General features: G+C 66.2%; 22 protein-coding genes. 13 read left to right on the forward strand and 9 right to left on the reverse strand.

Annotated features, from left to right (window positions below):
• The first annotated feature begins 32 nt into the window (after positions 1-32).
• The 3 genes from hemB to IEV56_RS08705 are packed head-to-tail and all read left to right on the forward strand — an operon-like array spanning position 33 to position 2206.
• Positions 33-1019, forward strand: a complete 987-nt coding sequence (hemB, locus tag IEV56_RS08695; protein ID WP_188449931.1) for a porphobilinogen synthase — start codon at positions 33-35, stop codon at positions 1017-1019.
• A gap of 3 nt (positions 1020-1022) precedes the next feature.
• Positions 1023-1880: a shikimate dehydrogenase gene (gene aroE, locus IEV56_RS08700; RefSeq protein WP_188449934.1), complete on the forward strand. Its 858-nt coding sequence runs from the start codon at positions 1023-1025 to the stop codon at positions 1878-1880.
• The gene (locus IEV56_RS08705) at positions 1877-2206 is read left to right on the forward strand and encodes a DUF952 domain-containing protein (protein ID WP_188449936.1); all 330 of its coding nucleotides are present in this window, start codon (positions 1877-1879) and stop codon (positions 2204-2206) included. Before aroE ends, IEV56_RS08705 begins: the two co-directional genes overlap by 4 nt.
• A gap of 1 nt (position 2207) precedes the next feature.
• On the opposite strand, the gene IEV56_RS08710 is transcribed toward IEV56_RS08705, so the two are convergent.
• Positions 2208-2747, reverse strand: a complete 540-nt coding sequence (locus IEV56_RS08710; protein ID WP_188449938.1) for a gamma carbonic anhydrase family protein — start codon at positions 2745-2747, stop codon at positions 2208-2210.
• Between the two features lie 65 nt (positions 2748-2812).
• Between IEV56_RS08710 and IEV56_RS08715 the strand changes: the two genes are divergently transcribed.
• On the forward strand, positions 2813-4207 hold the full coding sequence (locus IEV56_RS08715; protein WP_188449940.1) for a coniferyl aldehyde dehydrogenase: 1395 nt from the start codon (positions 2813-2815) through the stop codon (positions 4205-4207).
• Between the two features lie 18 nt (positions 4208-4225).
• Here the strand turns inward: IEV56_RS08715 and IEV56_RS08720 are convergent, their stop codons facing one another.
• A complete protein-coding gene (locus tag IEV56_RS08720) occupies positions 4226-4759 on the reverse strand; it encodes a cytochrome b (RefSeq protein WP_188449942.1) in 534 nt (177 codons plus the stop codon).
• Positions 4760-4851: 92 nt separating this feature from the next.
• Here IEV56_RS08720 and xth point away from each other — a divergent pair, with 92 nt between their 5' ends.
• The 3 genes from xth (at position 4852) to IEV56_RS08735 (ending at position 6814) form a co-directional block, all read left to right on the forward strand.
• Positions 4852-5619 carry an exodeoxyribonuclease III gene (xth, locus tag IEV56_RS08725; protein WP_188449944.1) on the forward strand — a complete coding sequence of 256 codons (768 nt, stop codon included), beginning with the start codon at positions 4852-4854 and terminating at the stop codon, positions 5617-5619.
• 237 nt (positions 5620-5856) lie between these two features.
• Positions 5857-6432 carry a DUF3916 domain-containing protein gene (locus IEV56_RS08730; RefSeq protein ID WP_268235760.1) on the forward strand — a complete coding sequence of 192 codons (576 nt, stop codon included), beginning with the start codon at positions 5857-5859 and terminating at the stop codon, positions 6430-6432.
• Positions 6433-6451: 19 nt separating this feature from the next.
• On the forward strand, positions 6452-6814 hold the full coding sequence (locus tag IEV56_RS08735; RefSeq protein ID WP_188449949.1) for a hypothetical protein: 363 nt from the start codon (positions 6452-6454) through the stop codon (positions 6812-6814).
• 622 nt (positions 6815-7436) lie between these two features.
• On the opposite strand, the gene IEV56_RS08740 is transcribed toward IEV56_RS08735, so the two are convergent.
• The 3 genes from IEV56_RS08740 to IEV56_RS08750 are packed head-to-tail and all read right to left on the reverse strand — an operon-like array spanning position 7437 to position 10919.
• Positions 7437-7919: a hypothetical protein gene (locus tag IEV56_RS08740; protein WP_188449951.1), complete on the reverse strand. Its 483-nt coding sequence runs from the start codon at positions 7917-7919 to the stop codon at positions 7437-7439.
• A 21-nt stretch (positions 7920-7940) separates the two neighbouring features.
• A complete protein-coding gene (locus IEV56_RS08745) occupies positions 7941-10142 on the reverse strand; it encodes a S9 family peptidase (RefSeq protein ID WP_188449953.1) in 2202 nt (733 codons plus the stop codon).
• 15 nt (positions 10143-10157) lie between these two features.
• A complete protein-coding gene (locus IEV56_RS08750) occupies positions 10158-10919 on the reverse strand; it encodes a glucose 1-dehydrogenase (protein ID WP_188449956.1) in 762 nt (253 codons plus the stop codon).
• Between the two features lie 66 nt (positions 10920-10985).
• Between IEV56_RS08750 and IEV56_RS08755 the strand changes: the two genes are divergently transcribed.
• Genes IEV56_RS08755 through uvrD form a run of 3 tightly spaced genes read left to right on the forward strand, consistent with a single transcriptional unit; the run spans position 10986 to position 15015 of the window.
• Positions 10986-11789 carry an SDR family NAD(P)-dependent oxidoreductase gene (locus IEV56_RS08755; RefSeq protein ID WP_188449958.1) on the forward strand — a complete coding sequence of 268 codons (804 nt, stop codon included), beginning with the start codon at positions 10986-10988 and terminating at the stop codon, positions 11787-11789.
• The gene (locus IEV56_RS08760; protein ID WP_188449960.1) at positions 11789-12841 is read left to right on the forward strand and encodes a saccharopine dehydrogenase family protein; all 1053 of its coding nucleotides are present in this window, start codon (positions 11789-11791) and stop codon (positions 12839-12841) included. The genes IEV56_RS08755 and IEV56_RS08760 overlap by 1 nt, the downstream gene beginning before the upstream one ends.
• Positions 12841-15015, forward strand: coding sequence for a DNA helicase II (gene uvrD / locus IEV56_RS08765; RefSeq protein WP_188449962.1), 2175 nt, complete (start codon positions 12841-12843; stop codon positions 15013-15015). The genes IEV56_RS08760 and uvrD overlap by 1 nt, the downstream gene beginning before the upstream one ends.
• 3 nt (positions 15016-15018) lie before the next feature.
• Here uvrD and rnk read toward each other — a convergent pair whose 3' ends face one another.
• Positions 15019-15399 (reverse strand): nucleoside diphosphate kinase regulator, encoded by a 381-nt coding sequence (gene rnk, locus IEV56_RS08770; protein ID WP_188449964.1) that lies wholly within the window; start codon positions 15397-15399, stop codon positions 15019-15021.
• 151 nt (positions 15400-15550) lie between these two features.
• Here rnk and polA point away from each other — a divergent pair, with 151 nt between their 5' ends.
• The gene (gene polA / locus IEV56_RS08775; RefSeq protein WP_188449967.1) at positions 15551-18268 is read left to right on the forward strand and encodes a DNA polymerase I; all 2718 of its coding nucleotides are present in this window, start codon (positions 15551-15553) and stop codon (positions 18266-18268) included.
• A 222-nt stretch (positions 18269-18490) separates the two neighbouring features.
• On the opposite strand, the gene speE is transcribed toward polA, so the two are convergent.
• Entirely contained in the window at positions 18491-19351 is an 861-nt protein-coding gene (speE, locus tag IEV56_RS08780) for a polyamine aminopropyltransferase (protein WP_188449968.1), read from the reverse strand.
• A 101-nt stretch (positions 19352-19452) separates the two neighbouring features.
• On the opposite strand from speE, the gene speA reads away from it, so the two are divergent.
• Positions 19453-21348 carry an arginine decarboxylase gene (speA, locus tag IEV56_RS08785; RefSeq protein WP_188449970.1) on the forward strand — a complete coding sequence of 632 codons (1896 nt, stop codon included), beginning with the start codon at positions 19453-19455 and terminating at the stop codon, positions 21346-21348.
• A gap of 1 nt (position 21349) precedes the next feature.
• Positions 21350-22210, forward strand: coding sequence for an NAD(P)-dependent oxidoreductase (locus IEV56_RS08790; RefSeq protein ID WP_188449972.1), 861 nt, complete (start codon positions 21350-21352; stop codon positions 22208-22210).
• Here the strand turns inward: IEV56_RS08790 and IEV56_RS08795 are convergent, their stop codons facing one another.
• Both IEV56_RS08795 and argS read right to left on the reverse strand, forming a co-directional pair.
• Positions 22211-22816, reverse strand: coding sequence for an SPOR domain-containing protein (locus IEV56_RS08795; RefSeq protein WP_188449974.1), 606 nt, complete (start codon positions 22814-22816; stop codon positions 22211-22213).
• Positions 22817-24589 (reverse strand): arginine--tRNA ligase, encoded by a 1773-nt coding sequence (gene argS / locus IEV56_RS08800; protein WP_188449976.1) that lies wholly within the window; start codon positions 24587-24589, stop codon positions 22817-22819.
• Positions 24590-24598: the final 9 nt, after the last annotated feature.

Here is a 24598-nt window from a genome sequence, read left to right on the forward strand (position 1 = left end):
TAAAATGCGGATTCACTCTTTGGAGATCCGCCATGTCCTTTCCGATGACCCGACCGCGCCGTCTGCGCGCCGCCGAATTCTCCCGCCGGCTGGTGCGCGAGCACCGCCTCGGCACCGGCGACCTGATCCTGCCGGTGTTCGTGCACGAGCTGGATACGGTCGTGCCGGTGGCGTCGATGCCGGGCGTCGAGCGCCTGTCGATCGAGGCCCTGCTGCGCACCGCCGAGCGCGCGGTCACCGCCGGCATTCCGGCCATGGTGCTGTTTCCGGTCACCGCGCCGGAAGCCAAATCGCTGGATGCGAAAGCGGCCTACGACGAACACGGTCTGGCGCAGCGCGCCATCCGCGCCATCAAGTCGCGCTTCCCGGAACTGGGCGTGATCACCGACGTCGCGCTCGACCCGTACACCAGCCACGGCCAGGACGGATTGCTCGACGATTCCGGCTACGTGGTCAACGACGAAACCGTGGAGGTGCTGGTGGCGCAGGCGCTGTCGCACGCGCACGCCGGCGCCGACGTGGTGGCGCCCAGCGACATGATGGACGGCCGCATCGGCGCCATCCGCGAAGCGCTGGAGGAGGAAGGCTTCGTCAACACCCAGATCATGGCCTATTCGGCCAAATACGCCTCCGCCTTCTACGGCCCGTTCCGCGACGCGGTCGGCTCGGCCTCGGCGCTCGGCAAGGGCAACAAATATTCCTACCAGATGGATCCGGCCAATTCCGACGAAGCCCTGCGCGAGGTCGCGCTCGACATCGAAGAGGGCGCCGACATGGTGATGGTCAAACCCGGCATGCCGTATCTGGATGTGGTGCGCCGGGTCAAGGACCGCTTCGAGGTGCCGACCTTCGTGTATCAGGTGTCCGGCGAGTACGCGATGATCAAGGCCGCCGGCCAAAACGGCTGGCTGGACGAGCGCGCCTGCATGCTGGAGTCGCTGTTGGCGTTCAAGCGCGCCGGTGCCGACGGCATCCTGACCTATTTCGCGCTTGACGCCGCGGCGGCGCTGAAGGACTGAGCCGTGGCGCTCCGGCAGCCGCAGGCGCGCTTCGCGGTCGTCGGCCAGCCGATCGACCACTCGCTGTCGCCGCATATCCACCGCGCGTTCGCGCGGCAGTGGTCGGTCGATCTGGACTACGGCCGCATCGAGCTGGCGCCGTCGGCGCTGGCGTCCGGAATCGCCCGCTTCGCGGAATCCGGCGGCGTCGGCCTGAACGTGACCCTGCCGCATAAACAGGCGGTGATGGCGCTGTGCGCCGGCCTGAGCGAACGCGCGCGCCGCGCCGGGGCGGTCAACACGCTCAGCTATGTCGATGGCGGCTGGCACGGCGACAACACCGACGGCGTGGGTCTGGTGAACGACCTGAGCCAGCGCCGCGGCATCGACCTGCGCGCGCGCCGCACCCTGCTGCTCGGCGCCGGCGGCGCCGCCTGCGGCGTGGCGCCGGCCCTGCTCGATGCCGGCATCGGCGAACTGGTGGTCTGCAACCGCAGCCCCGAGCGCGCCGACGCGCTGGTGGACGCCTTGGCCGCGCCGGAACGCGCGCACAGCCGGTACTGGCGCGACCTGCCCGATCTGGCGCATTTCGATCTGGTCGTGAACGCCACCTCGGCCGGCCGCGGCATTGAGCCGCTGACCCTGCCGTTCCATCTGGCCGGCGCGCAGACCGTGGCGGTGGATCTGAGCTACGGCCGCGCCGCCATCGATTTCCTGGCCTGGGCCCGGGCCGCCGGCTGCGGCCAGGCCTTCGACGGCCTCGGCATGCTGGTGGAGCAGGCCGCCGAAAGCTTTTTCCTCTGGCAGGGCGTGCGCCCGGAAACCGATGCCGTGTATGCCGACCTGCGCCGCTTGGCCGACGGCGAGGCGGCGGCGGAATGAGCGTGCAGGCGCTGCCGTTCGGCGTGTACATCCTGGCGCGCGAGGCCGACTGGGCGCGCGCCCACGAACTCGGTTATTGGCATACGCCGGCCTTGGAAAGCGAAGGCTTCATCCACGCCGCCAGCCACGAACAGGTGCCGGGCGTGTACGCCCGCCACTTCGCCGACCACGTGAAAGTGTTCGTGCTCAAGCTCGACGAGGCCGCGCTGGTGGACTACCTGCAATGGGACGCGCATCCGGTGACCGGCGAGCTGTACCCGCACATCACCGCGCCGATTCCGCTGGAAAGCGTGGAGCGCGTGTACGAATGGCCTTTGGAATATTGACTCAGGCTTCGGCCAGGTACCGGTCCTTCAGGCGCACGTAATGCTGCGCCGAGTAATACAGCTGGGCGATGTCCTTTTCGCTGAGCGTGCGCACGCACTTGGCCGGGTTGCCGAGCCAGAGCTCGCCGCGGCGCACGGTCTTGCCCGGCGGAATCACCGCGCCGGCGCCGACGAAGCCGTGGTCTTCGACCACCGCGCCGTCCAGCACGGTGGCGCCCATGCCGATCAGGCAGGCGTTGCCGATGCTGCAGGCGTGCACGATGGCGCCGTGGCCGATGGTGACGTCGTCGCCGATCAGGGTCGGGTAGCCGACCGGCCGGCCGTCGGGGCCGTCGTGGCTGACGTGGATGATGGTGCCGTCTTGGATGTTGGTGCGCGCGCCGATGCGGATGTGGTTGACGTCGCCGCGGATGACGGTGCCCGGCCAGACCGAGCTGTCGTCGCCGATGTGCACGTCGCCGATCACGGTGCAGGCCCGGTCGATGTAGACGCGGTTGCCGAGGGCGGGGATGATGCCGTTGAAGGCGCGGATGGCGGGCATGGCTTGGCCTCTTTTCTACGTGTTCGGGGTTACAATCGGGCAAGCCCCCATTCTACCCGACCGCCATGGATCTCCGCGCCCCGTTCGACCGACTGAAACAGGCCCACCTCAACGGCGCCTTCACCTACGAACAGCGCATCGAGCTGCTGACCCGGCTGGACGCCGCCGTGCGCCGCTGCCGCGAGGACTTGGTGGCGGCCTGCAACGCCGATTTCGGCCGGCGCGCGCGCATCGAAACCCTCGGCGCCGACGTGATGGTGACGCTGGACGAGATCAAATACGCGCGCAAGCACCTGCGCCGCTGGATGCGCCCGCAGCGGCGTTCGGTCAACCTCACCTTCCGGCCCGCGCGCGGCGAGATCCGCTTCGTGCCGCTGGGCGTGGTCGGCGTGGTGGCGCCTTGGAACTACCCGTTCCAGCTCGCGCTGATTCCGCTGGTCAACGCCATCGCCGCCGGCAACCGGGTGATGATCAAACCCTCGGAATTCACCCCCACGGTCAGCGCCTTGGTCGAAAAGCTGGTGGCCGAGGTGTTCTCCCAGGACGAGGTGGCGGTGGTGCAGGGCGATGCCGCCGTCGGCGCCGCGTTCACCCAGCTGCCGTTCGACCACCTGATCTTCACCGGCTCCACCGCCGTCGGCCGGCAGGTGATGGCCGCCGCCGCCGCCAACCTGACGCCGGTCACCCTCGAATTGGGCGGCAAGTCGCCGGCCCTGGTGGCGCCCGGCTACCCGGTGGCCAAGGCCGCCGAGCGCATCGCCTTCGGCAAATGCTTCAACGCCGGCCAGACCTGCGTGGCGCCCGATTACGTGCTGCTGCCGGAAACCGAACTGGAGCCGTTCATCGCCGCGTTCGCGGCCAGCGTGAAACGCCGCTACCCGGACATGGCCAACGACCCCGATTACACCGCGGTGGTCAATGAGCGCCAGGCCGGGCGCCTGCGCGCTTGGCTCGACGAAGCCAAATCCGCCGGCGTGCGTACCGTGGCCTGTGGGCCGGAAGCGATGGAGGCCGACGGCGTGCGCTGCCTGCCGCCGACCCTGCTGGTGAATCCGCCGGCTGAGCTTGCCGTGATGCGGCAGGAGATCTTCGGGCCGTTGCTGCCGCTGGTGACCTACGACAATTACGATCAGGCCGTGGCGTATATTTTAGAGCGCGACAAGCCGTTGGCCTTCTATCCGTTCGACGACCAGCCGGCGCGCGTGGACGCCGTGCTCGGCCGCGTGTGCGCCGGTTCGGTGTGCGTGAACGACGTGCTGGTGCAGTTCGGCCAGGACGACCTGCCGATCGGCGGCGTGGGCGCCTCCGGCATGGGCCATTACCACGGCCATGACGGCTTTCTGACCTTCAGCAAGGCGATGCCGGTGATGTACCAGTCGCGCCTGAACGGCATGGCGCTGTTCGATGCGCCGTACGGCAAAATCATCCACCGGCTGGTGGATTTCCTGACCCGGCCCTGAGGCCGGGTCGGTCGCGCCTCAGCGCATGCGGACGAGGGTGTCGTCCTTGCGGATGAAATGGTGGTACAGCGCCGCCACGATGTGGAAGCCGATCACCCAGTAGAACGCTTCGCCGATGTCGTGGTGCAGCTCTTCCAGCTGATGCGCCAGGTCCTTGTTCTCGGCCAGCAGCGCCGGCAGCGCGATGTCGGTGAACGGGATCAGGATGGCCTTGCCGTCGGTCCAGGCGGTCAGCATGCCGAGGATGGGCATGACGATGAAGAACGCGTACAGCGCGACATGCATCAGATGCGAAATGCCGTTCTGCCAGCCCGGCAGCGCCGGGGTGATGCGCGGTGCGCCGTGTTTCAGGCGTTGCTGCAGGCGCACCCAGACCAGCACGAAGATGCCGATGCCCAACCAGAAGTGGCTCTGCACCATGGCGAAGCGCTCGGGCGTGCCGCGTTCGAACAGGTTGCGCTGCTCGATGGCCAGATAGGCCAGGGCGATCATCACGGCCATGAGCCAATGCAATCGGCGCAGGCTGGCGGTGTAGCGGGCTTTCTCGAACATGGACGGCCTCCAACGGTACGGGATTCCCCGATTGTACCCATCAATCGGCCGAATTGTGAATAATAGGCGCTCCCCGACCTTGATTCCGATCAATGAAAATCGCCAGCTGGAACGTCAATTCGCTTAATGTCCGCCTGCCGCACCTGCTGGAATGGCTCAAAATCGGCAATCCGGACGTGCTGGTGCTGCAGGAAACCAAGCTGGAGGACCACAAGTTCCCGCAGGCCGAGATCGAGGCCGCCGGCTACCGGGTGGCGTTCGACGGCCAGAAGACCTACAACGGCGTGGCCATCCTGAGCCGGCAAGACATCGCCGATGTGCAAAAGGGCATCCCCGGCTTCGCCGACGAGCAGAAGCGCGCGCTGGCGGCCACCGTCGGCGGCGTGCGCATCATCGATCTGTACGTGGTCAACGGCCAGGCCGTGGGCAGCGAGAAGTACGACTACAAGCTGCGCTGGCTGGAGGCGGTGACCGACTGGGTGCGCGACGAGCTGACCCGGCACCCGCAGCTGGTGGTGCTGGGCGATTTCAACATCGCGCCCGACGAGCGCGACGTGCACGACGCCGCGCTTTGGAACGACGACAGCATCCTGACCTCGACCGCCGAGCGCGCCGCGCTGAAGCGTCTGCTGGCACTGGGCCTGTTTGATAGCTTCCGCCTGCATTCCGAGGAAGCCGGGCATTTCAGCTGGTGGGATTACCGCATGGGCGGCTTCCGCCGCAACCTCGGCCTGCGCATCGACCTGGTGCTGGTGAGCGAGGCGCTGAAGGCGCGCACCAAGGCCTCGGGCATCGAGCGCGAACCGCGTACCTGGGAGCGGCCGAGCGACCACGCGCCGGTGTGGATCGAGATCGAATAGATCCGTGGGGCTACAAAAGGCGATTCTGCATTCGGTGCGCTTTTAACGGGGCCATTCCGCTCCGATACGCTTTATCCGGGTAGTTTGGCCAGTAAATACCCCTAATGGTTTCGTTCTGGGTTCGTGGCGCGGCGGTAACCAAGCCTGATTTTCCAAGACTTTTTCTAATTGAATAAATTCCAGAACTGATTTCTAATGGATTTATACGGCAATGACGCCGTCTACTAGTAGTTAGGCGTGGCTCGAAGATTAATCAGCGCTCATAGAAAGCTCCGTGGTGCCCCGAGGCGTCTGCGTGCCCTCAGGCGCTGGGCCGAGAGCTTCCGCGGCTGGTTTCCCCAGCAAGCGGATCTAGACCCAGCCGACAGGTACTGGCACATCAAAATCCCCGTGGACCGCAACTTGGTTGAGGGCCGCTGGGCTACCGAAGAGATCCGGCGAGACTGTGTCGCCTCCCTTCTAACTGCCGCGGGACACCTCGCGGGGGCCAAACCAGCGTGGGCGCAGAGCTACCGAGTTACGGCCGCGCTAATGGTGCCGTCGCTCTTCAGCAGCGAGCTGTGCATCTATCTGGATGAGGCGTACTTCCGAGAGCACACGTCGCTGGCCGGTCCGGGCCGCTCTCCGGCCAACCGCAGCATCACAGACGACCTATCCCTCAAATTGCCGCGGGGCTTCGGGGAGATCGGCTTCGTCGAGACCCAGCAGTGGGACGAAGGCGAAACAGTGGTGGAAGAGCTTTGGTGGCTGGGAGAGGTGGGGCCCACGCCTAACAATTCGTCCAAGCCGACACCGCTTCGCGGCGCGGCTTAACTCAGGTGTTAGAGCGCATATGAATATACGTGCATTGGCGACATATGTTGCTGTAGCTATGTTTCTCCTTTTTGCTTACGCTATCGTGGCAGAGCTGTTTTTTGATGAATGCGGACTTGAGGAAGAACAGGCAAGAGAAATGGTTCTTGAACAGCTTGCACTTCGCGGATTAGACCCAAAGTATCTTTCTGTGTCTGATAGTAATGGCGGCAGCTGTTCTTATTACTATAAATTTGAAGGTCAGGGTCAAATTTTGAGTTACGAAGTAATGAGCACATGGAGCCATGGCGTTAAGATAAGCTGGTTGGACAATAATCGCGAAGAAGATGAGATTACAGAGAGCAAGCTTGATAAAGCTGACCTTTCAGAATCAAAGCCATAAGAATTAAATATGTGTTATGCGCTCTAACCACTCATCCAAGCGGACAGCCGCCCCGAAATATGTTTAAACTGACTTGGTTCGCGGCGGCAGCCGCTTAATTCAATCGTTATGCGGCCAGGACAGATCACCCCAACCGAGCTAGAAACAGCAATCCTTGAGCGCATCGCCAAGGAGCACCCCACGCTCGCTTCGCTACTGGGCCAACTTCATGTGCTCAGCCGTGAGTTCACTGGCGCTGGCTGCTACACAACTTTTGCTGCTATCCAACCAACGCCGGATCTGCCGGATGGATATCTGTCCACGGATGCGTTGGTTATTGTTTCGGGCGTATCTAACAGCCTTGGCGCCGTACTCGCTTGTGAGGCAGGCTGCCCTAAATGCCTAGAGATATATACATACGGTGATGAGCTTTGGGACGGCGACTCCGATGGCTTCACCATCGAGTAGGCCGCATAACAATTCATTCAAGCCGAACCCGCTTCGCGGGTCGGCTTAATTCAGGCGTTAGTGCCCGGTCATATATAAATTTAAATCGATATTAAACGCAAACTGCACTCCTGAGAATGCCTGAGTGATAATGCGCCGGTTAGGGTGAAGATTGAATAGTTGAGTTGTTGCAGTATTAATTATCGACAGTCTCTTCCTGACGTCTCATTTTCCTTAACAGATTTCCGGCTAATGAGGCAACCAGAAAACAAATCATTGTCTTTAATGAAAGAGTGCCTGCAATAAAGACGGTCAGAACAATTAACCAAAAATATATGAGCTCGGATTTATTTTTTGAGAATAATACGAAGCCACTAAATATTGGCGCCCATGACAACCAAATTAAGTTGTCTTGGCCAATCTTGAAAATATCCGAAAAACTATACTGAATTTTTTCTTGTGAATTAATCACCGCATGTAATCGGTCAAGTTCTTGGAAGGAAAGCGGTCTTCCTGAGTCATGCAATTGCTCAATCTTGGCTTCAGCCAATCTGCCTTCTTCAGTCCATTTAAATTGCTCAACGCCACTCCCGCTGGTGCCAAATATAAATAATGGCAAGACGATAAAACCAAAAAATGCAATTACAAATACAATAAATGAGAATAGAAACTGCTTCATGGTTTTTTTGAATATTTAAGTTTAAGGCTTCAAACAGCGCTCAAAGAAATCCTGCGTGAGTTGCAGGCGGTGCTTCAAATCCGCGCCGCGCAGGCCGTGCTTGGCGCCGGGGTAGGTCATCAATTCGAATTGCGTGCCTTGTTTCTGCAGCGCCGACATCAGCGCCGTGGAATGGCTGAACAGCACGTTGTCGTCGGCCATGCCGTGGATCAGCAGCAGCTTTGAGGTGATGCCCTTGGCGTGCGTGAGCACCGAGCCTTCGCGGTAGCCATCCACGTTTTCCGCCGGCAGGCCCATGTAGCGTTCGGTGTAGTGCGTGTCGTACAGCGCCCAGTCGGTCACCGGCGCGCCGGCCACGCCGCAGGCGTACACGTCGGAGCGCTTGGCCAGCAGCATCAGGGTCATGTAGCCGCCGTTCGACCAGCCGTACACGCCTACCCGCGCCGGATCGACGTACGGCAGCGTCTTCAGGAATTCCACGCCGCGCACCTGGTCGGCCACTTCCACCGTGCCCTGCTTGCGGTACAGGCTGGCGCCGAAGCGCTGGCCGCGGCGCGGGGTGCCGCGGTTATCGATGGAGAACACCAGATAGCCGCGTTGCGCCAGCACCTGGTTGAAGTCCGGTGCCCAGTTGCGGGTCACGGTCTGCGATGCCGGGCCGCCATACACGGTCACCACCACCGGATATTTCTTGGCGGCATCGAAACCGGCCGGCTTGATCAGGCTGTAGTGCAGGGTCTGGCCGTCTTCGGCGGCCAGCGTGCCGAATTCGATCGGTCGGTGCGCGGCCAGATACGGCGCATACGGATGCGTCGGGCCCAGGTGGTTGTCCACCAAGGCGCGCACGGCGGTGCCGTCGGCGGTGCGCAGTATCGTCTGCGGCGGGGTTTGCGGGTTGGCGTAGGTGCCGATGTAGTGGCTGGCGGCGGCGTTGAACTGCGCGCTGTGCAGGCCGGGCTCGCTGCTCAGGCGGGTCAGCGCCGTGCCGTCGAACGACACCCGGTAGATATGGCGCTCGATTGGGGAGTCTTTCGTGCCGGTGAAATAAATCCAGCCCTTGGCTTCATCCACCGCCAGTACGTCTTCCACCAGCCACTCGCCGCGGGTGATGGCGCTGAGCTTGCCGCCGGCGCCCAGCCAGTACAGGTGCTCGAAACCGGATTGCTCGGATGACCATAGGATGCGGCCGTCCTTCAGAAAGCGCAGGTTGTTGTGCAGCGGCACCCAGCTCTCGCTGGTTTCGGTGCGCAGGCGCTCGGTCTTGCCGCTGGTAAGCGTCATGCGGTGCAGGTCCAGCCGGTGCTGGCGGCGGTCCTGCACCTGCCAGGTCAGCCGTTCGGCATCCTGCCATTGCACGCGCGGCAGGTAGATGTCAGCGTTCTGGCCCAGGTCGATCCAGCGCGTATTGCCGCTGGCGATGGACAGCACGCCGAGCTGGATGCGCACGTTGGCATCGCCCGCGGCCGGATAGCGCTGCTTCACCACCTCGGTGCGGTCGGCGTAGATCTCGAAGCGTTCCTTGATCGGCACGCCGGATTCGTCGATGCGGGCGAAGGCGATGGCGGAATCGTCCGGCGCCCACCAGTAGCCGGTGTGGCGGTCCATTTCCTCGTCGGCCACGAATTCGGCCACGCCGTTGCCGATGGTATCCGAGCCGTCGAACGTCAGCTGGCGCTCGCTGCCGGTGGCGATGTCGATGATCCACAGGTTGCGGCCGCGGATGAAGCTGACGAAGCCGCCTTTCGGCGAGATCTTGGCGTCGGTCACGTCGCCGCCGCCGCGGGTCAATTGCCGCAGCGCGCGCTCGGGCGTGGCCGCGGCCAGATCAACCCAGAACAGTTCGCCGCCCATCGGGAACAGCAGGCGGTAGCCGTCCGGCGACCACTGGTATTCCACGATGCCGGACAGCGCGGCGATGCGCTGGCGTTCGCGGCGCGCCTTCTCTTCATCGGAGAGTTCCTTGCCGGCGCCGGCCAGCGTAGCCGAATCGACCAACAGTGTGGCGTCGCCGCTGGCCATGTCGAAGGCCCACAGGTCGAGCTGGTTGGCTTTGCCGGGCTTGCCTTTCAGGAAGCTGATGCGTTTGCCGTCGGGCGAGAATTTGGCCTGGGTCAGGGTGTTGCCGGACAGGCCGGTGCCCGAGGTCAGGGCTTCGATGGTGAGCTGTTGGGCCATGGTGGTCGCCGAGAACATGCCGAGTACGGAAAGGATCAGGGTGCGCATAGGTTTCGTGCTTCCTCAGGCCAGATAGCCGCCATCGACGGTCAAGGTGGTGCCGGTGACGTAGGCCGAGGCCTTCGAGGCCAGGTACAGCACGGCCGGCGCGATTTCCTCCGGTTGGCCGGCGCGGCCCATCGGAATCAGCTGGGTCATCAGCTTCATCAGCTTGGCGTCCTGGGTGATGGCCGAGGCGAAATGGGTGTCGGTCAGGCCCGGCAACACGGCGTTGACGCGGATGCCGTGCGGCGCCAGCTCCTTGGCGAAGCCTTGGGTCAGGTTGACGATGCCGGCCTTGGTCAGCGAATACACGGCTTGGCCGGGCGCCGGGCGCTCGGCGTTGACCGAGGCGATGTTGACGATGCTGCCGCCGTGGCCGAGCATCTGCTTGGCCGCGCGTTGGCTGGTGTAGAAATAGCCGCGCAGGTTCACGTCCAGGATCTTGCCGAAGCTGCCCAGGTCCATGTCCAGCAGCGGGCCGTAATACGGGTTGGCGGCGGCGTTGTTCACCAGCATGTCGATGCGCCGGCCGTTCGCGGCCAGGGCGTCGAACACGGCGTCGATGGCGGCGGTGTCGCCGATGTGCATGGCGGCCGCCTCGGCCGACAGGCCCTCGGCGCGCAGGGCGTCGGCCACGGCCTGGCAGCCGTCCAATTTGCGGCTGGTGCAGATCACGTGCGCGCCCTGTGTGGCCAACAGGCGGGCGACGGCTTCGCCGATGCCGCGCGAGGCGCCGGTGATCAGGGCGGTCTGGCCGCGCAGGTCGAACAGGTCGGTGCTCATTTTTCACTCCCGGCCGGGGCCGAAGGCATACAATACGGGTATCCATCATACCCCACAGGACCGCCCGTGATTCCCGTCCAGCGCGTACTCATCACCGGTGCCGGCAGCGGTTTGGGCCAGGCGCTGGCCCTGCGTTTCGCGGCCGCCGGCCATGCCGTGGCCTGCATCGACATCCACGCCGACCGCGCCGAAGCCACGCGTGCCCGGCTGGCCGGAAACGGCCATGTCGCGCTCGCCGCCGACGTCGCCGACGACGCCTCGATGCAGGCGCTGGCCGAGCGCGTGCTGGCCGCGTGGGGCGCGCCCGATATATTGATCAACAACGCCGGCATCGCCTCCGGCGGCGATGTGCTGGAAGCGCCGATGGCCGAATGGCGGCAGCTGCTGGAAACCAATTTCCTGAGCGTGGTGCGCGGCACCCGCCTGTTCCTGCCGGCCATGGTCGCGCGCGGCAGCGGCCACATCGTCAACACCGCCAGCTTCGCCGGTCTGGCCGGCGCGCCGGGCATGATGACCTACGGCGTGTCGAAGGCGGCGGTGGTGGCGTTCTCCGAACAGCTGCGCGCCGAATGCCACGGCGTCGGGGTCAAGGTCAGCGTGATCTGCCCGGCCTTCTTCAAGACCAACCTGATGCAGAGCACCATCGGCGCCGAACGCATCCGCCATCTCGGCCAGAAGCTGATGGAGCGTTCGCCCGACAGCCTGGACGCGGTGGCCGACCGCGTGCTGGCCGGCATCGCCGCCGGCCGCTTCCTGATCCTGCCGACCACGCACGAGCCGCTGCGCTGGCGCCTGAAGCGCTTCCTGCCGGAATGGTATTTCCGGATGCTGCTCAAGCGCACCGGTGAACTCAGCCTGGGAGCGAAATGATGGAGTGGATGATTTACGGCGCCAACGGCTACACCGGCCGGCTGATGGTGGAAGACGCGGTGCGCCGCGGCCTGCGGCCGGTGCTGGCCGGGCGTTCGCGCGCGGCCATCGAGCAGTTGGCGGTCGAATTCGGCCTGCCGGCGCGGGTGTTCGGCCTGGATCGGCCGGAGGCGGTGGCCATGGGCCTGCGCGGCATGGAACTGGTGCTGCATTGCGCCGGTCCGTTTTCCCAAACGGCGTTGCCGATGGCCAAAGGCTGCCTTGAGGCCGGCGCGCATTATCTCGACATCACCGGCGAGATCGACGTGTTCGCCGCCTGCGCCGCGCTCGACGCCGAGGCCAAGCAGCGCGGCATCGTGGTGATGCCCGGCGCCGGCTTCGACGTGGTGCCGACCGATTGCCTGGCGGCGATCCTGAAACTGGAATTGCCGTCGGCGCGCCATCTGGTGTTGGCGTTCGACGCCCCCGGCGGCCCGAGTCCGGGCACCGCCAAGACCGCCATCGAAGGCCTGGGCAAGGGCGGCCGCGCGCGCATCGACGGCGAACTGCGCACCGTGCCCTTGGCCTGGAAGACGCGCACCTTCGACAAGGCCGGCACGCCGCGGCTGGCGATGACCATTCCCTGGGGCGACGTGTTCACCGCGCATGTGTCCACCGGCATCCCCGACATCGAGGTCTACATGTGCGTGCCGCCGGCCACCGTGGCCAATCTGCGCCGCCTGCGCCGGCTCGGGCCGCTGCTGGGCTGGCGTCCAGTGCAGGCCTGGCTGAAATCGCGCGTCGAGCGTAGCGTGCGCGGCCCGGATGCCGACAAACGCGCCGCCGCCGAGACCTGGGTCTGGGGCGAGGTCGAAGACGCCGCGGGCCGCAAAGCCGCCTGCACCCTGGTCACGCCCAACGGCTACACGCTGACCGTGCAGGCCGCGCTCGGCATCGTGGCCAAGCTGATGGCGGCGCAACGGCCGATCGGCGGTTTCTACACGCCCTCGCGCCTGATGGGCGCCGATTACGTGCTGCGCCTGCCCGGCGTGAAACGCGTCGGCAGCCGCTGATGGACGTGTCGCATCTGGTCGACGCCCTGAACCCGGCGCAGCGCGAAGCCGTGTGCGCCGAGCCCGGGCATTATCTGGTGTTGGCCGGCGCCGGCTCCGGCAAGACCCGCGTGCTCACCCACCGCATCGCCTGGCTCAACCAGGTGTTCGAGGTGCCGCTGTACCGCGTGCTGGCGGTGACCTTCACCAACAAGGCCGCCGCCGAGATGCGTTCGCGGCTGACCGCGCTGCTGCCCGAGGGCGCGCGCGGCATGTGGGTCGGCACCTTCCATGGCATCGCGCACCGCCTGCTGCGCCTGCATTGGCAGGACGCCGGCCTGCCGGAAGGCTTCCAGGTGCTGGACGCCGACGACCAGCTGCGGCTGGTCAAACGCGTGGTGCAGGACCTGCAGCTGGACGACACCCGCTTTCCGCCGAAACAGCTGACCTGGTGGATCAACGCGCAGAAGGACGCCGGCCGCCGGCCGGGCGCCATCCAGCCGGCCATGGGCGACCAATACACCCGCATCCAGCTGCAGGTGTACGAGGAATACGAGGCGCGCTGCCGGCGCTCGGGTCTGGTCGATTTCGCCGAGATCCTGCTGCGCGCGCACGAGACCCTGCTCAATACGCCGGCGCTGCTGGAGCATTACCGGCAGCGCTTCAGCCAGATCCTGGTGGACGAATTCCAGGACACCAACGCCGTGCAGTTCGCCTTCATCCAGCTGTTGGCCGGCGAGCGCGGCTGCGTGTTCGTGGTCGGCGACGACGACCAGTCGATCTACGGCTGGCGCGGCGCGCAGGTCACCCACATGCAGAAGTTCTTGGGCGAATACCCGGCCGCGCGCACCATCCGTCTGGAGCAGAACTACCGTTCCACCGGCAACATCCTGGCCGCCGCCAACGCGGTCATCGCGCACAATCCCGAGCGGCTCGGCAAGAAGCTGTGGACCGAAGACCGCGACGGCGCGCCGATCGACCTGTACACCGCGTTCAATGAGGTCGACGAGGCGCGTTACGTGGTCGGCCGCATCCAGGCGCTGATCCAGCACGGCCACAGCGCCTCCGAATGCGCCGTGCTGTACCGCAACAACGCGCAGTCGCGCGCCATCGAAGAGCAGCTGCTGTCGGCCGCGCTGCCGTACCGCGTGTACGGCGGCCAGCGCTTCTTCGAGCGCATGGAGATTAAGGACGCCATGGCCTATCTGCGCCTGGTGTCGAACCGCGACGACGACGCAGCCTTCGAGCGCGCGGTCAACACGCCGCCGCGCGGCATCGGCGACCGCACGCTGGACGAACTGCGCCGCTTGGCCCGTGACTCGGCGCTGTCGCTGTGGCGCGCCGCGGTATTGATCCAAGAGGGCGGCGCGTTGAACGGCCGCGCCAAGAACGCCTTGGCCGCATTCCTGGCGCTGATCGACGGCATCGACCAGAACCGCGACGGACTGGAATTGTACGAACTGTTCGATTTGATCCTGGAACGTTCCGGTCTGCGCCCGCATTACTCGAAGGAATCCAAGGGCGAGCTCGATTCGCGGGTCGACAACCTCGACGAATGGGTGTCGGTGGCCAGCCGTTTCGCGCGCCGCATCGTGCCCGACGACGAGGAAAGCACCGGCGAGCTGGCCGCGTTTCTGGCCTATGCCGCGCTCGAGGCCGGCGAGGGGCAAGTGGAGGAGGGCGCCGACGGCGTGCAGCTGATGACCCTGCACAGCGCCAAGGGCCTGGAGTTCCCGTTCGTGTTCCTGGTCGGCCTGGAAGAAGGTCTGTTCCCGTCCACGCGCTCGCTGGACGAAGCCAACCGGCTGGAGGAGGAGCGCCGTCTGGCGTATGTCGGCATCACCCGCGCGCGCGAACAGCTGGTGCTGAGCTATGCCGAATCCCGGCGCCTGCATGGCATGGAGATGTACGGCACGCCTTCGCGCTTCATCCGCGAGATCCCGGAAAAGCTGATCAACGCCATCCGGCCGAAGACCGCGCACTACGGCAGCGGCGCGCCGCGCTACGGCGGCGGCTCATTGGCCGAGGACACCGGCGCGTTCCGCCTGGGCCAGAGCGTGCGCCACGCCACCTTCGGCGACGGCGTGATCCTGCAGTTCGAGGGCTCCGGCGCGCACGCGCGCGTGCAGGTGCACTTCAGCGAGGCCGGCAGCAAATGGCTGGTGCTGGCCTACGCCAAACTGCAGGCGGCCTGAGACTCAGCGGCGGACGGACAGTACCCGCACCTTGGTGCTGCGGCCGCCGGGCAGCGCCCAGTCGATTTCCTGGCCGACCGACAGGCCGAGCAGCGCGCTGCCGATCGGCGCGAGGATCGAGACCGTGCCGTCGCCGCCGGCGGTGTTCGGGTATACCAGCTTCAGCTCGAACTGGCGGCCGGCCGCTTCTTCCGCGAAGCGGACGGTGGAATCCATGGTCACCACATCGGCCGGGATGGCGTCGTCGGCCACCACGTTGGCGCGCTCCAGCTCCACGCGCAGGCCGTCCAGGCCCGGCAGGTTCTCGTAGCGTTCCGAGGACAGCAGGGCGTCCAGGCGGTTCCAGTCGGTCTGGGTGATGGTGATCGGCGGCAGTTCGGACATGGCTCACTCCTCTGGCAAAAAAAAAGACCCGGCGGTGAAGCCGGATCGCGATGGGCATATTAAAGGCCAAATGCCGGCGCGGGTCAACCCGCCGGGCGGGCGCGGGCGCGCATGGCATACAATGGAGCCATTTCCCCGAGGCCGCCTCGCCATGCCCAAACTCGTCCTGATCGACGGTTCCTCCTACCTGTACCGCGCCTTCCATGCGCTGCCGCCGCTGACCGCCGCCGACGGCACGCCGACCGGCGCGCTGTTCGGCATCGTCAACATGCTGAAGAGCAGCCTGAAGGAAGGCGCCGACTACATCGCGTTCGTGCTGGACGCGCCCGGGCCCACCTTCCGCGACGAACTGTACCCCGAGTACAAGGCCAACCGCGCCGCCATGCCGGACGATCTGCGCGCGCAGGTCGAGCCGATGATGGCGATCGTGCAGGCGCTCGGCTTGCCGGTGATCCGCGTGCCGGGCGTGGAGGCCGACGACGTCATCGGCACCTATGCCGTGCAGGCCGCGAAAGACGGCGTCGACGTGGTGATCTCCACCGGCGACAAGGACTTCGCGCAGCTGGTGGGTCCGCATATCCGGCTGACCAACACCATGACCGGCAGCGTCACCGACGAGGCGCGCGTACCGGAGAAGTTCGGCGTGCGCCCCGACCAGATCGTCGATTACCTGGCGCTCATGGGCGACGCGGTCGACAACGTCAAGGGCGTGGAGAAGTGCGGCCCGAAGACCGCCGCCAAATGGCTGGCCGAACACGGCACGCTCGACAACGTGATCGCCAACGCCGACAAGATCTCCGGCAAGATCGGCGAGAACCTGCGCGCGGCCCTGCCGATCCTGCCGCTGAACCGCACGTTGGTCACCATCAAGACCGACGTCGCGCTCGACAAGGACTACACGCAGCTGCTGCAGCTGCCGCCGCACGCCGACGACCTGGCCGCGCTGTACGCCCGCTTCGGCTTCAAGCAGGCGCTGAAGGAACTGCAGGGCGGCGCGTCGGCGCCGGCCGTTTCCGCGCCCGCGGCGCAGAAGCCGGCTGAACCGATGCCGGAAGCGCGGCCCGGCGTATACGAGACCGTGCTCGATTGGCCGGCGTTCGAGGCGATGCGGGCCGAACTGCAGGCCGCCGAGTTGGTCTGCTTCGACACCGAAACCGATTCGCTCGACGCGTTGCAGGCCAATCTGGTCGGCTTGAGTTTCGCCGTGCGGCCGGAGCAGGCTTGGTACATCCCGTTGGCGCACGATTACCCGGGCGCACCACTGCAGCTGCCGGCCGAGGCGGTGCTGGCCAAGCTGGCGCCGCTGTTGGCCGATCCGGACAAACGCAAATGCGCGCAGAACGGCAAATACGACCTGCATGTGCTGCAGCGTGTCGGCATCGCCGTGCGCGGCTTGGCCGAAGACACCCTGTTGGCCTCGTTCGTGCTCAACGCCGGCCGCGCCCGGCACGACATGGATTCGATGGCGCTGAACCATCTGGGCTACCGCACCGTGGCCTACGAAGACGTGGCCGGCAAGGGTGCCAAGCAGATCCCGTTCTCGCAGGTCGCCATCGACGACGCCACGCGCTATGCCGCCGAAGACGCCGACATCACCCTGCGCCTGCAACGCCATTTCGCGCCGCAGCTGGCGGCCGAACCGGCGCTCGAGACCCTGTACCGCGGCCTGGAGATGCCGTTGGTGCAGGTGCTGTGCGACATCGAGGAGAACGGCGTGCTCATCGACACCGCCCTGCTGCAGCGGCAGAGCGCGGATCTGTCGGCGCGCATGCTGCAGGTGCAGAACCGGGCGTATGAAGTCGCCGGCCGCCACTTCAACCTGGATTCACCCAAACAGCTGGGCGCATTGCTGTTCGACGAACTCGGCCTGACCGCCAAATTGAAGACGCCGACCGGCGCGCCCTCGACCAACGAGGAGGCGCTGGAGGCGATCGCCGACGACCACGAACTGCCGCGGCTGATCCTGGAACACCGCGGCATGGCCAAGCTGCGCAGCACCTACACCGACAAACTGCCGCAGATGGTCAATCCGCGCACCGGCCGCGTGCACACCAGCTACCACCAGGCCGGCGCCGCCACCGGCCGGCTGAGCTCGTCGGATCCGAACCTGCAGAACATCCCGGTGCGCACCGAGGACGGCCGCAAGATCCGCCAGGCGTTCATCGCGCCGCCGGGCCGCCGGATCGTGTCGTTCGACTATTCGCAGATCGAGCTGCGCATCATGGCGCATCTGTCCGGCGACGCCGGCCTGCTGGCGGCGTTCGGCTCCGGCCAGGACGTGCACCGCGCGACCGCGGCCGAAGTGTTCGGCGCCACCCCGGACACCGTCACCGGCGAACAGCGCCGCGCCGCCAAGGCCATCAACTTCGGCTTGATGTACGGCATGAGCGCGTTCGGCCTGGCGCGCCAGCTGGGCATCGGCCGCAACGAGGCGGCGGAATACATCAGCCTGTATTTCAGCCGCTATCCGGGCGTGCGCGCCTACATGGACGATACCCGCAGCCGCGCCAAGGAAACCGGTTATGTCGAGACCGTGTTCGGCCGGCGTCTGTATCTGAACGAGATCAACGGCCGCAACGCCGCGCAGCGCGCCGGCGCCGAACGCGCGGCCATCAACGCGCCGATGCAGGGCACCGCGGCCGACATCATCAAGCGCGCGATGATCGACGTGGCCGGCTGGATCGCAGGCCACCGCGAGCGGGCGCGGATGCTGATGCAGGTGCACGACGAACTGGTGTTCGAGGCCGATGCCGGTTTCGTGCCGGAACTGCAGACCGAGGTCACGGCGCGCATGGAAGCCGCGGCGGCGCTGAAGGTGCCGCTGCTGGTGGAATGCGGCGTCGGCGGAAATTGGGACGAAGCGCACTGATCGCGGCTTCATGCCATGAGGATTTTGTGAAGAATCCGTAAAGCGCCGCGCCGTTCACCGTCCGTTAACCACGTGCATGATTAACTGAACCTGTAGGCGCAATGCCTGCACAGGATCATCTCCATCCCCTGAGAGGATCCAAGGAAGTGCGGCTTTCCCCGGCCCCCTTCCTTACCCTTGAGCCCCGCTGGCGTACCCCCGCCACCGGGGCTTTTTTTATGCTTATCGGGTCTGCTGCAGCGCGCGTTTCATGAATTCGGGCTGCGCCAGCGCGGCCACGTGCATGCCGGCGTTGTAGTACTCGGTGCGGAACGGCTTGGCGGCGGCGTCCGGCAGGCGGAATTTGGCCAGGTCGCGCGCCTGCTTGCCGGCGATGGTGCAGCTCCACCAGCCGGTCGGGTAGCAGGGCTGCGGGAACGGCAGGGTGCGGAAGCTCTGGAAGCCGGCGTCGCCCATGGCGCCGACCATGTCCTGGATCAGGTGCATCAGCGCCAGCGGCGATTCGCTCTGCTGCACCAGCAGGCCGTCGGGGCGCAGGGCCTTGAAGCAGTCCTCGTAGAAGGCGCGGTTGAACAGGCCTTCGGCCGGGCCGACCGGATCGGTCGAGTCGACGATGATGATGTCCAGGCTTTCCGGCGCGGCGTTGCGCATGTAGGCGATGCCGTCGTCGAACATCACCGTCGCGCGCGGGTCGTTGTTGCTCTCGCACAGCTCCGGGAAGTACTTCTCGGCCATGCGCGTGACCTGCTCGTCGATGTCGCACTGCACCACGCTGCGCACGTCGGCGTGCTTCAGGCATTCGCGCAGGGTGCCGCAGTCGCCGCCGCCGATGATGGCGATGTCCTTCGGCGCGGCGTGGGTGTAGATCGCGGCGTGCGACATCATCTCGTGGTAGAAGAAGTTCTCGCGCGTGGTCACCATCATCGCGCCGTCGATCACCATCAGGTTGCCGAAGTCGGTGGTCTCGAAGATCTCGATCTTCTGGAACGGCGACTGCACCTCATCCAGCTTGCGCACGATGCGGAATCCGATGGCCGAGCCGGTGTGCTCGAAATTCTCGTAGAACCAGGGGGTGTCGGACATGGCGTCTCCTCGGGCGCAGGGGCTTGAAAAATGAGGCGCAATTGTATCCGATAACGGGTAGGGGGGGTACAATACGCCTCCCCGGAGAAGGATCCCTGCCCATGAGCGCCTGGTCGGTCGACGACGCCAAACAGCTGTATTCCCTGCCGTTCTGGTCGGAAGGCTATTTCGACGTGGACGCATCTGGCCGGGTCTGCGCCCAGCCGCTGGGGCCGGAGGGTCCGCGTCTGCCGATTCCCGAGCTGATCGAGCAGGCCACCCGAGACGGCCTGAAATTGCCGCTGCTGCTGCGTTTCAGCGACATCCTGCCGCACCGCCTGCAGGCCATGCAGCGCGCGTTCAACGCCGCCATGGGCCACCTGGGCTACAAGGGCGGCTACACCGCGGTCTACCCGATCAAGGTCAACCAGCATTACGGCGTGGCTGGCGTGCTGGCCTCGGCCGGCAACGAGCAGTTCGGCCTCGAGGCCGGCTCCAAGCCCGAGCTGATGGCGGTGCTGGCGCTGGCCAAGCCCGGCAGCGTGATCGTCTGCAACGGCTACAAGGACCGCGAGTTCATCCATCTGGCCCTGCTCGGCAAGCGCCTGGGCTTCGACACCACCATCGTGGTCGAGAAGCCGTCCGAGCTCGACATGATCCTGCAGGAAGCGGCCAAGCTCGGCGTTCAGCCTGGCGTCGGCGTGCGCCTGCGGCTGTCCACCCTGGGCGCCGGCAAGTGGCAGAACTCCGGCGGCGACAAGGCCAAGTTCGGGCTGTCGCCGCGCCAGGTGCTGGATCTGGTCGAGCGCCTGCGCGCCGCCGGCCAGCTCGACTGCCTGCAGCTGCTGCATTTCCACATGGGCTCGCAGATCTCCAACCTGCGCGACATCGCCGCCGGCATGCGCGAGGCGGTGCGTTATTTCGTCGAGCTGAGCAAGGCCGGCTGCCTGATCCGCTTCATGGATTCCGGCGGCGGCCTGGGCGTCGACTACGAAGGCACCCGCTCGCGCGGCGCCTGCTCGGTCAACTACCGGCTCGAGCAGTTCGCGCAGACCCTGGTGCAGCCGTTGCAGGAGGCCTGCGCCGAACACGGCCTGCCCGAGCCGCGCATGATCACCGAGGCCGGCCGCGCGATGACCGCGCACCACGCCATGATGGTGGTCAACGTCTCCGAGGTCGAACAGGCGCCGGACGGCGCCGTGCCGGACGCGCGCGCCGGCGAACCGCTGGTGATCAAGCACCTGCGCGACCTGGTGCGCAGCATCGACCGCCGGACCGCGCTGGAAGTCTATCTCGAGGCCCAGCATTACCTGGCCGAAGGCCAGGCGCTGTTCGCGCACGGCCAGCTCGGGCTCGACGACCGCGCCCTGCTGGACGACCTGTTCTATGCCATCGCGCACGCCGTGCGCCGCCAGCTCAATCCGGACGACAAATCCCACCGCGAGGTGCTGGACGAACTCGACGAGCGCCTGGTCGACAAGTACTTCGTGAACTTCTCGGTGTTCGAGTCGATTCCCGACGTCTGGGCCATCGACCAGGTGTTCCCGATCATGCCGATCGCGCGCCTGGACGAACGCCCCGAGCGTCACGGCGTGATCGCCGACCTGACCTGCGATTCCGACGGCCGGGTCGACACCTACGTGCAGTCGCAGACCCTGGGCCATTCGCTGCCGTTGCACGCGCCGAGGAAGGGCGAGAGCTACCGGCTCGGCGTGTTCATGGTCGGCGCCTATCAGGAGACCCTGGGCGACATCCACAACCTGTTCGGCGACACCGACACCGCCAACGTCAGCCTGGACGCGCTCGGCGGCTACCGCATCGAACGCCAGCGCAAGGGCGACAGCACCGACGTGATGCTCGACTACGTTGGCTACCGGCTCGATGAGCTGCGCGCGCGCTACCGGCATCTGGTCGAACACGCCGGATTGGATGCGGCCGCGGCCGACGCCGCGCTGGCGGCGTTGGAGTCCGGTCTGACCGGCTACACCTATCTCGAAGAAACCCCGCACGGAGTCTGATATGCACGCCATTTCCCGCGTCGGCTTCATCGGTCTGGGCGCCATGGGCGCGCCGATGGCCGGCCATCTGCAGGCCAAGGGCCTGCTCGCCGCGGTCGGCAACCGCACGCTGGCCAAGGCCGGGGCGCTGGCGACGGAACTGGGCGTGCGTGCCGCGCGCGCACCGGCCGATTTCGCCGGATGCGACGCCGTGGTGCTGTGCGTGTCCCGCGATCCCGACGTGCTGCAGTGCGTGGACGACCTCGCCGGCGTGCTCGCGTCGGGCGCGCTGGTGATCGACCACTCCACCGTGTCGCGCGATACCGCGGTCGAAGCCGCCCGCCGGCTGGCCGCCAAGGGCATCGATTTCCTCGACGCGCCGGTGTCCGGCGGCGTCGAAGGCGCGCGCAACGGCAAGCTGTCGGTGATGGTCGGCGGCGACGCCGAGGTGCTGGCGCGTGCGCAGGATCTGCTGTCGGCGTACGCGCTGCGGGTCACCCACATGGGCCCGACCGGCGCCGGCCAGGCCACCAAGGCGGTCAATCAGGTGCTGGTGGCCGGCATCGCGCAGGCGGTCTGCGAAGGCCTGGCGTTCGGCGAGGCCTTGGGCCTGAAGCCGGAATCGCTGGTGCCCACGCTGGCCGCCGGCGCCGCCGGCAACTGGTTCCTCGACAAACGCGGCGCCACCATGATGGCCGACAGTTTCACGCCCGGCTTCAAGTCGGCCTTGTTGCTGAAGGATCTCGGCATCGTGCAGGCCATGGCCGAGGCACTCGGCAAGCGCTACAGCGTGGTCGAGCAATCGCTCGCCGATTACGCCGAGCTGGTGGCGCAGGGCCGCGGCGAGGACGATACCTCGGCGCTGATCCTGCTGAAACGCTGATTACGGCAGTTTGATGCTGACCGCGGCGATGCCTTGCTCGGCCAAGGCGCGCTTGGCCGCGGCTACCGCCTTCTCGCCGGTGTACGGCCCCAGCCGCACGCGGTGCAGGGTCTTGCCGTCCACGTCGGCGGTCTCCACACGGGCGGCTTCGCCGGCCAGCGCGATGCGCGCCTTCAGGTTCTCGGCGTCGGCCGCGCGTTCGAAAGCACCGGCCTGCAGCAGGTAGCGGGTGGTGTCGGCCGGCGCGGTTTCCGCCGCCGGCTTGGCTTCGCTGGCATCCGCGGTAGCGGCGCTGTCGCCCGCAGCCGCTTCGTCCGGCGCGGCCGCGGTCTCTTCGCTCGGCAGCACGTCGTAGAAGCTGTAGTCGGTGTCGAGTACGCCGTCGACGCCGCTGGCCGGCGGCTCGACGCCTTTATCCTCGGCTTTCGGCGCGCTGTCGGCGGTTTCCGGCACCGGCACCTCGGTCGGCGCCGGCGCGGTCAGTTCACGGTATTGCTGATAGCCGAAGTAGCCCAAGGCGCCGACGAACAGGCCGACCAGCAGCCAGGCCCAGGCCGGCGTGCCGCGTTTGCCGCCCTGCCGGCGCGCCTGCGGTTTGCGCGCCATTTACATGCGCTCCGGGGCGGACACGCCCAGCAGCGCCAGACCGTTCGACAGCACCTGCGAGGTGGCCTTGCACAGGCCCAGGCGGGCGTTGCGCACGTCTTCGTCCTCGCTGAGGATGTCGCAGTTTTCGTAGAAGGAATGGAAGGCGTTGGCGGTCTCGCGCAGGTAGTTGGCGAGGATCTGCGGGCCGCGGTTGGCGGCGGCCGATTCGACCATCTCCGGCAGGCGCATCAGTTCGCCCAGCAGCACGATCTCGGCGTCGCTGTCCATGCGCTCGCGGTTGGCGACCGCGGCGCTGTCGTTGTAGCTCCAGCCCTTTTCCTTGAGCTTGCGGAACAGGCCGGCCGAACGGGTGATGGCGTACTGGATGTAGTACACCGGGTTTTCCTTGGAGTGGCTCTTGGCCAGGTCCAGGTCGAAATCCAGGTGCTGGTCGTTGCTGCGCATCACGTAGAAGAAGCGGGCGGCGTCGTTGCCGACCTCCTCGCGCAGCTCGCGCAGGGTCACGAAGCTGCCGGCGCGGGTCGACATCTGCACGCGTTCGCCGCCGCGGTACAGGATGGCGAACTGCACCAGCTGGATCTCGATCTTCGATTCGTCCAGGCCCAGGCCCTTGGCCGCCGCCTTCAGGCGCACGATGTAGCCGTGGTGGTCGGCGCCGAACACGTACAGCGCGCGTTCGAAGCCGCGCTCGAATTTCGACAGCAGGTAGCCGAGGTCGGAGGCGAAGTAGGTGGAGACGCCGTTGTCGCGCACCACCACGCGGTCCTTGTCATCGCCGAAGTCGGTGGCGCGGAACCACAGTGCGCCGTCCTGCTCGTACAGATGGCCGTTGGCGCGCAGGGTGTCGATGGCGCGTTGCACGTAGCCGTCGGTGGCCAGCGAGCGCTCGGAGAAGAAGTTGTCGTGATCGACCCCGAAACCGTGCAGGTCGTTGCGGATGTCGGCCAGGCAGAACTCCAGGCCGGCGTTGAACACCTGGCGGTAATCGGTTTCGCCGAGCAGGCGCCGGGCGTTGGCGATCAGCGCGTCGACGTGTTTTTCCTTGTCGCCGCCCTGGCCCTCGTCGGCCGGCACCGCGTCGAACAGTTCGAGCGCGGAGAAGCGCAGGCGGTCGCCTTCGGCGGCGCGCAGCGCGCGCGCGATGTCGACCACGTAATCGCCCTTGTAGCCGTTGTCCGGGAAGCGCACCGCCACGCCGCACAGCTCGTGGTAGCGCAGCCAGACGCTGACCGCGAGGATGTCCATCTGCCGGCCGGCGTCGTTTACGTAGTACTCGCGCTGGACTTTGTGGCCGGCGGCCTCCAGCAGGTTGGCCAGCGTGGCGCCGTAAGCGGCGCCGCGGCCGTGGCCGACGTGCAGCGGGCCGTTCGGATTGGCCGAGACGAACTCGACGGTGACCGATTCGCGCGAATCGGCCGGCTGCCGGCCGTATTCGGCGCCGGCTTCGAACACCCGGCGCACGGTGGACAGCAGGCAGCGGCGCGAGACGGTGAAGTTGATGAAACCCGGCTTGGCCACCACCACCTTCTCGACATGCTTGGATTCGTCGCCGCCGCCCATGGCGGCGACCAGCGTTTCCGCCAGCGCCATCGGATTCATGCCGATGCGCTTGGCCAGCAGCATCGCCACGTTGGTCGCGTAGTCGCCGTGCTCGCGCGACTTGGTGCGCTCGATGGCGAATTCGGGCAGTTCCAGGTCGGCGGGGATGTTGCCTTCGCGGCGCAGGTCCAGCAGGGCCTGGGCCACCAGTTCACGGAGATGGGCTTTCACGGGCGGGGT

The organism is Arenimonas maotaiensis (assembly GCF_014638745.1).
Taxonomy (GTDB): Bacteria; Pseudomonadota; Gammaproteobacteria; order Xanthomonadales; family Xanthomonadaceae; genus Arenimonas; species Arenimonas maotaiensis.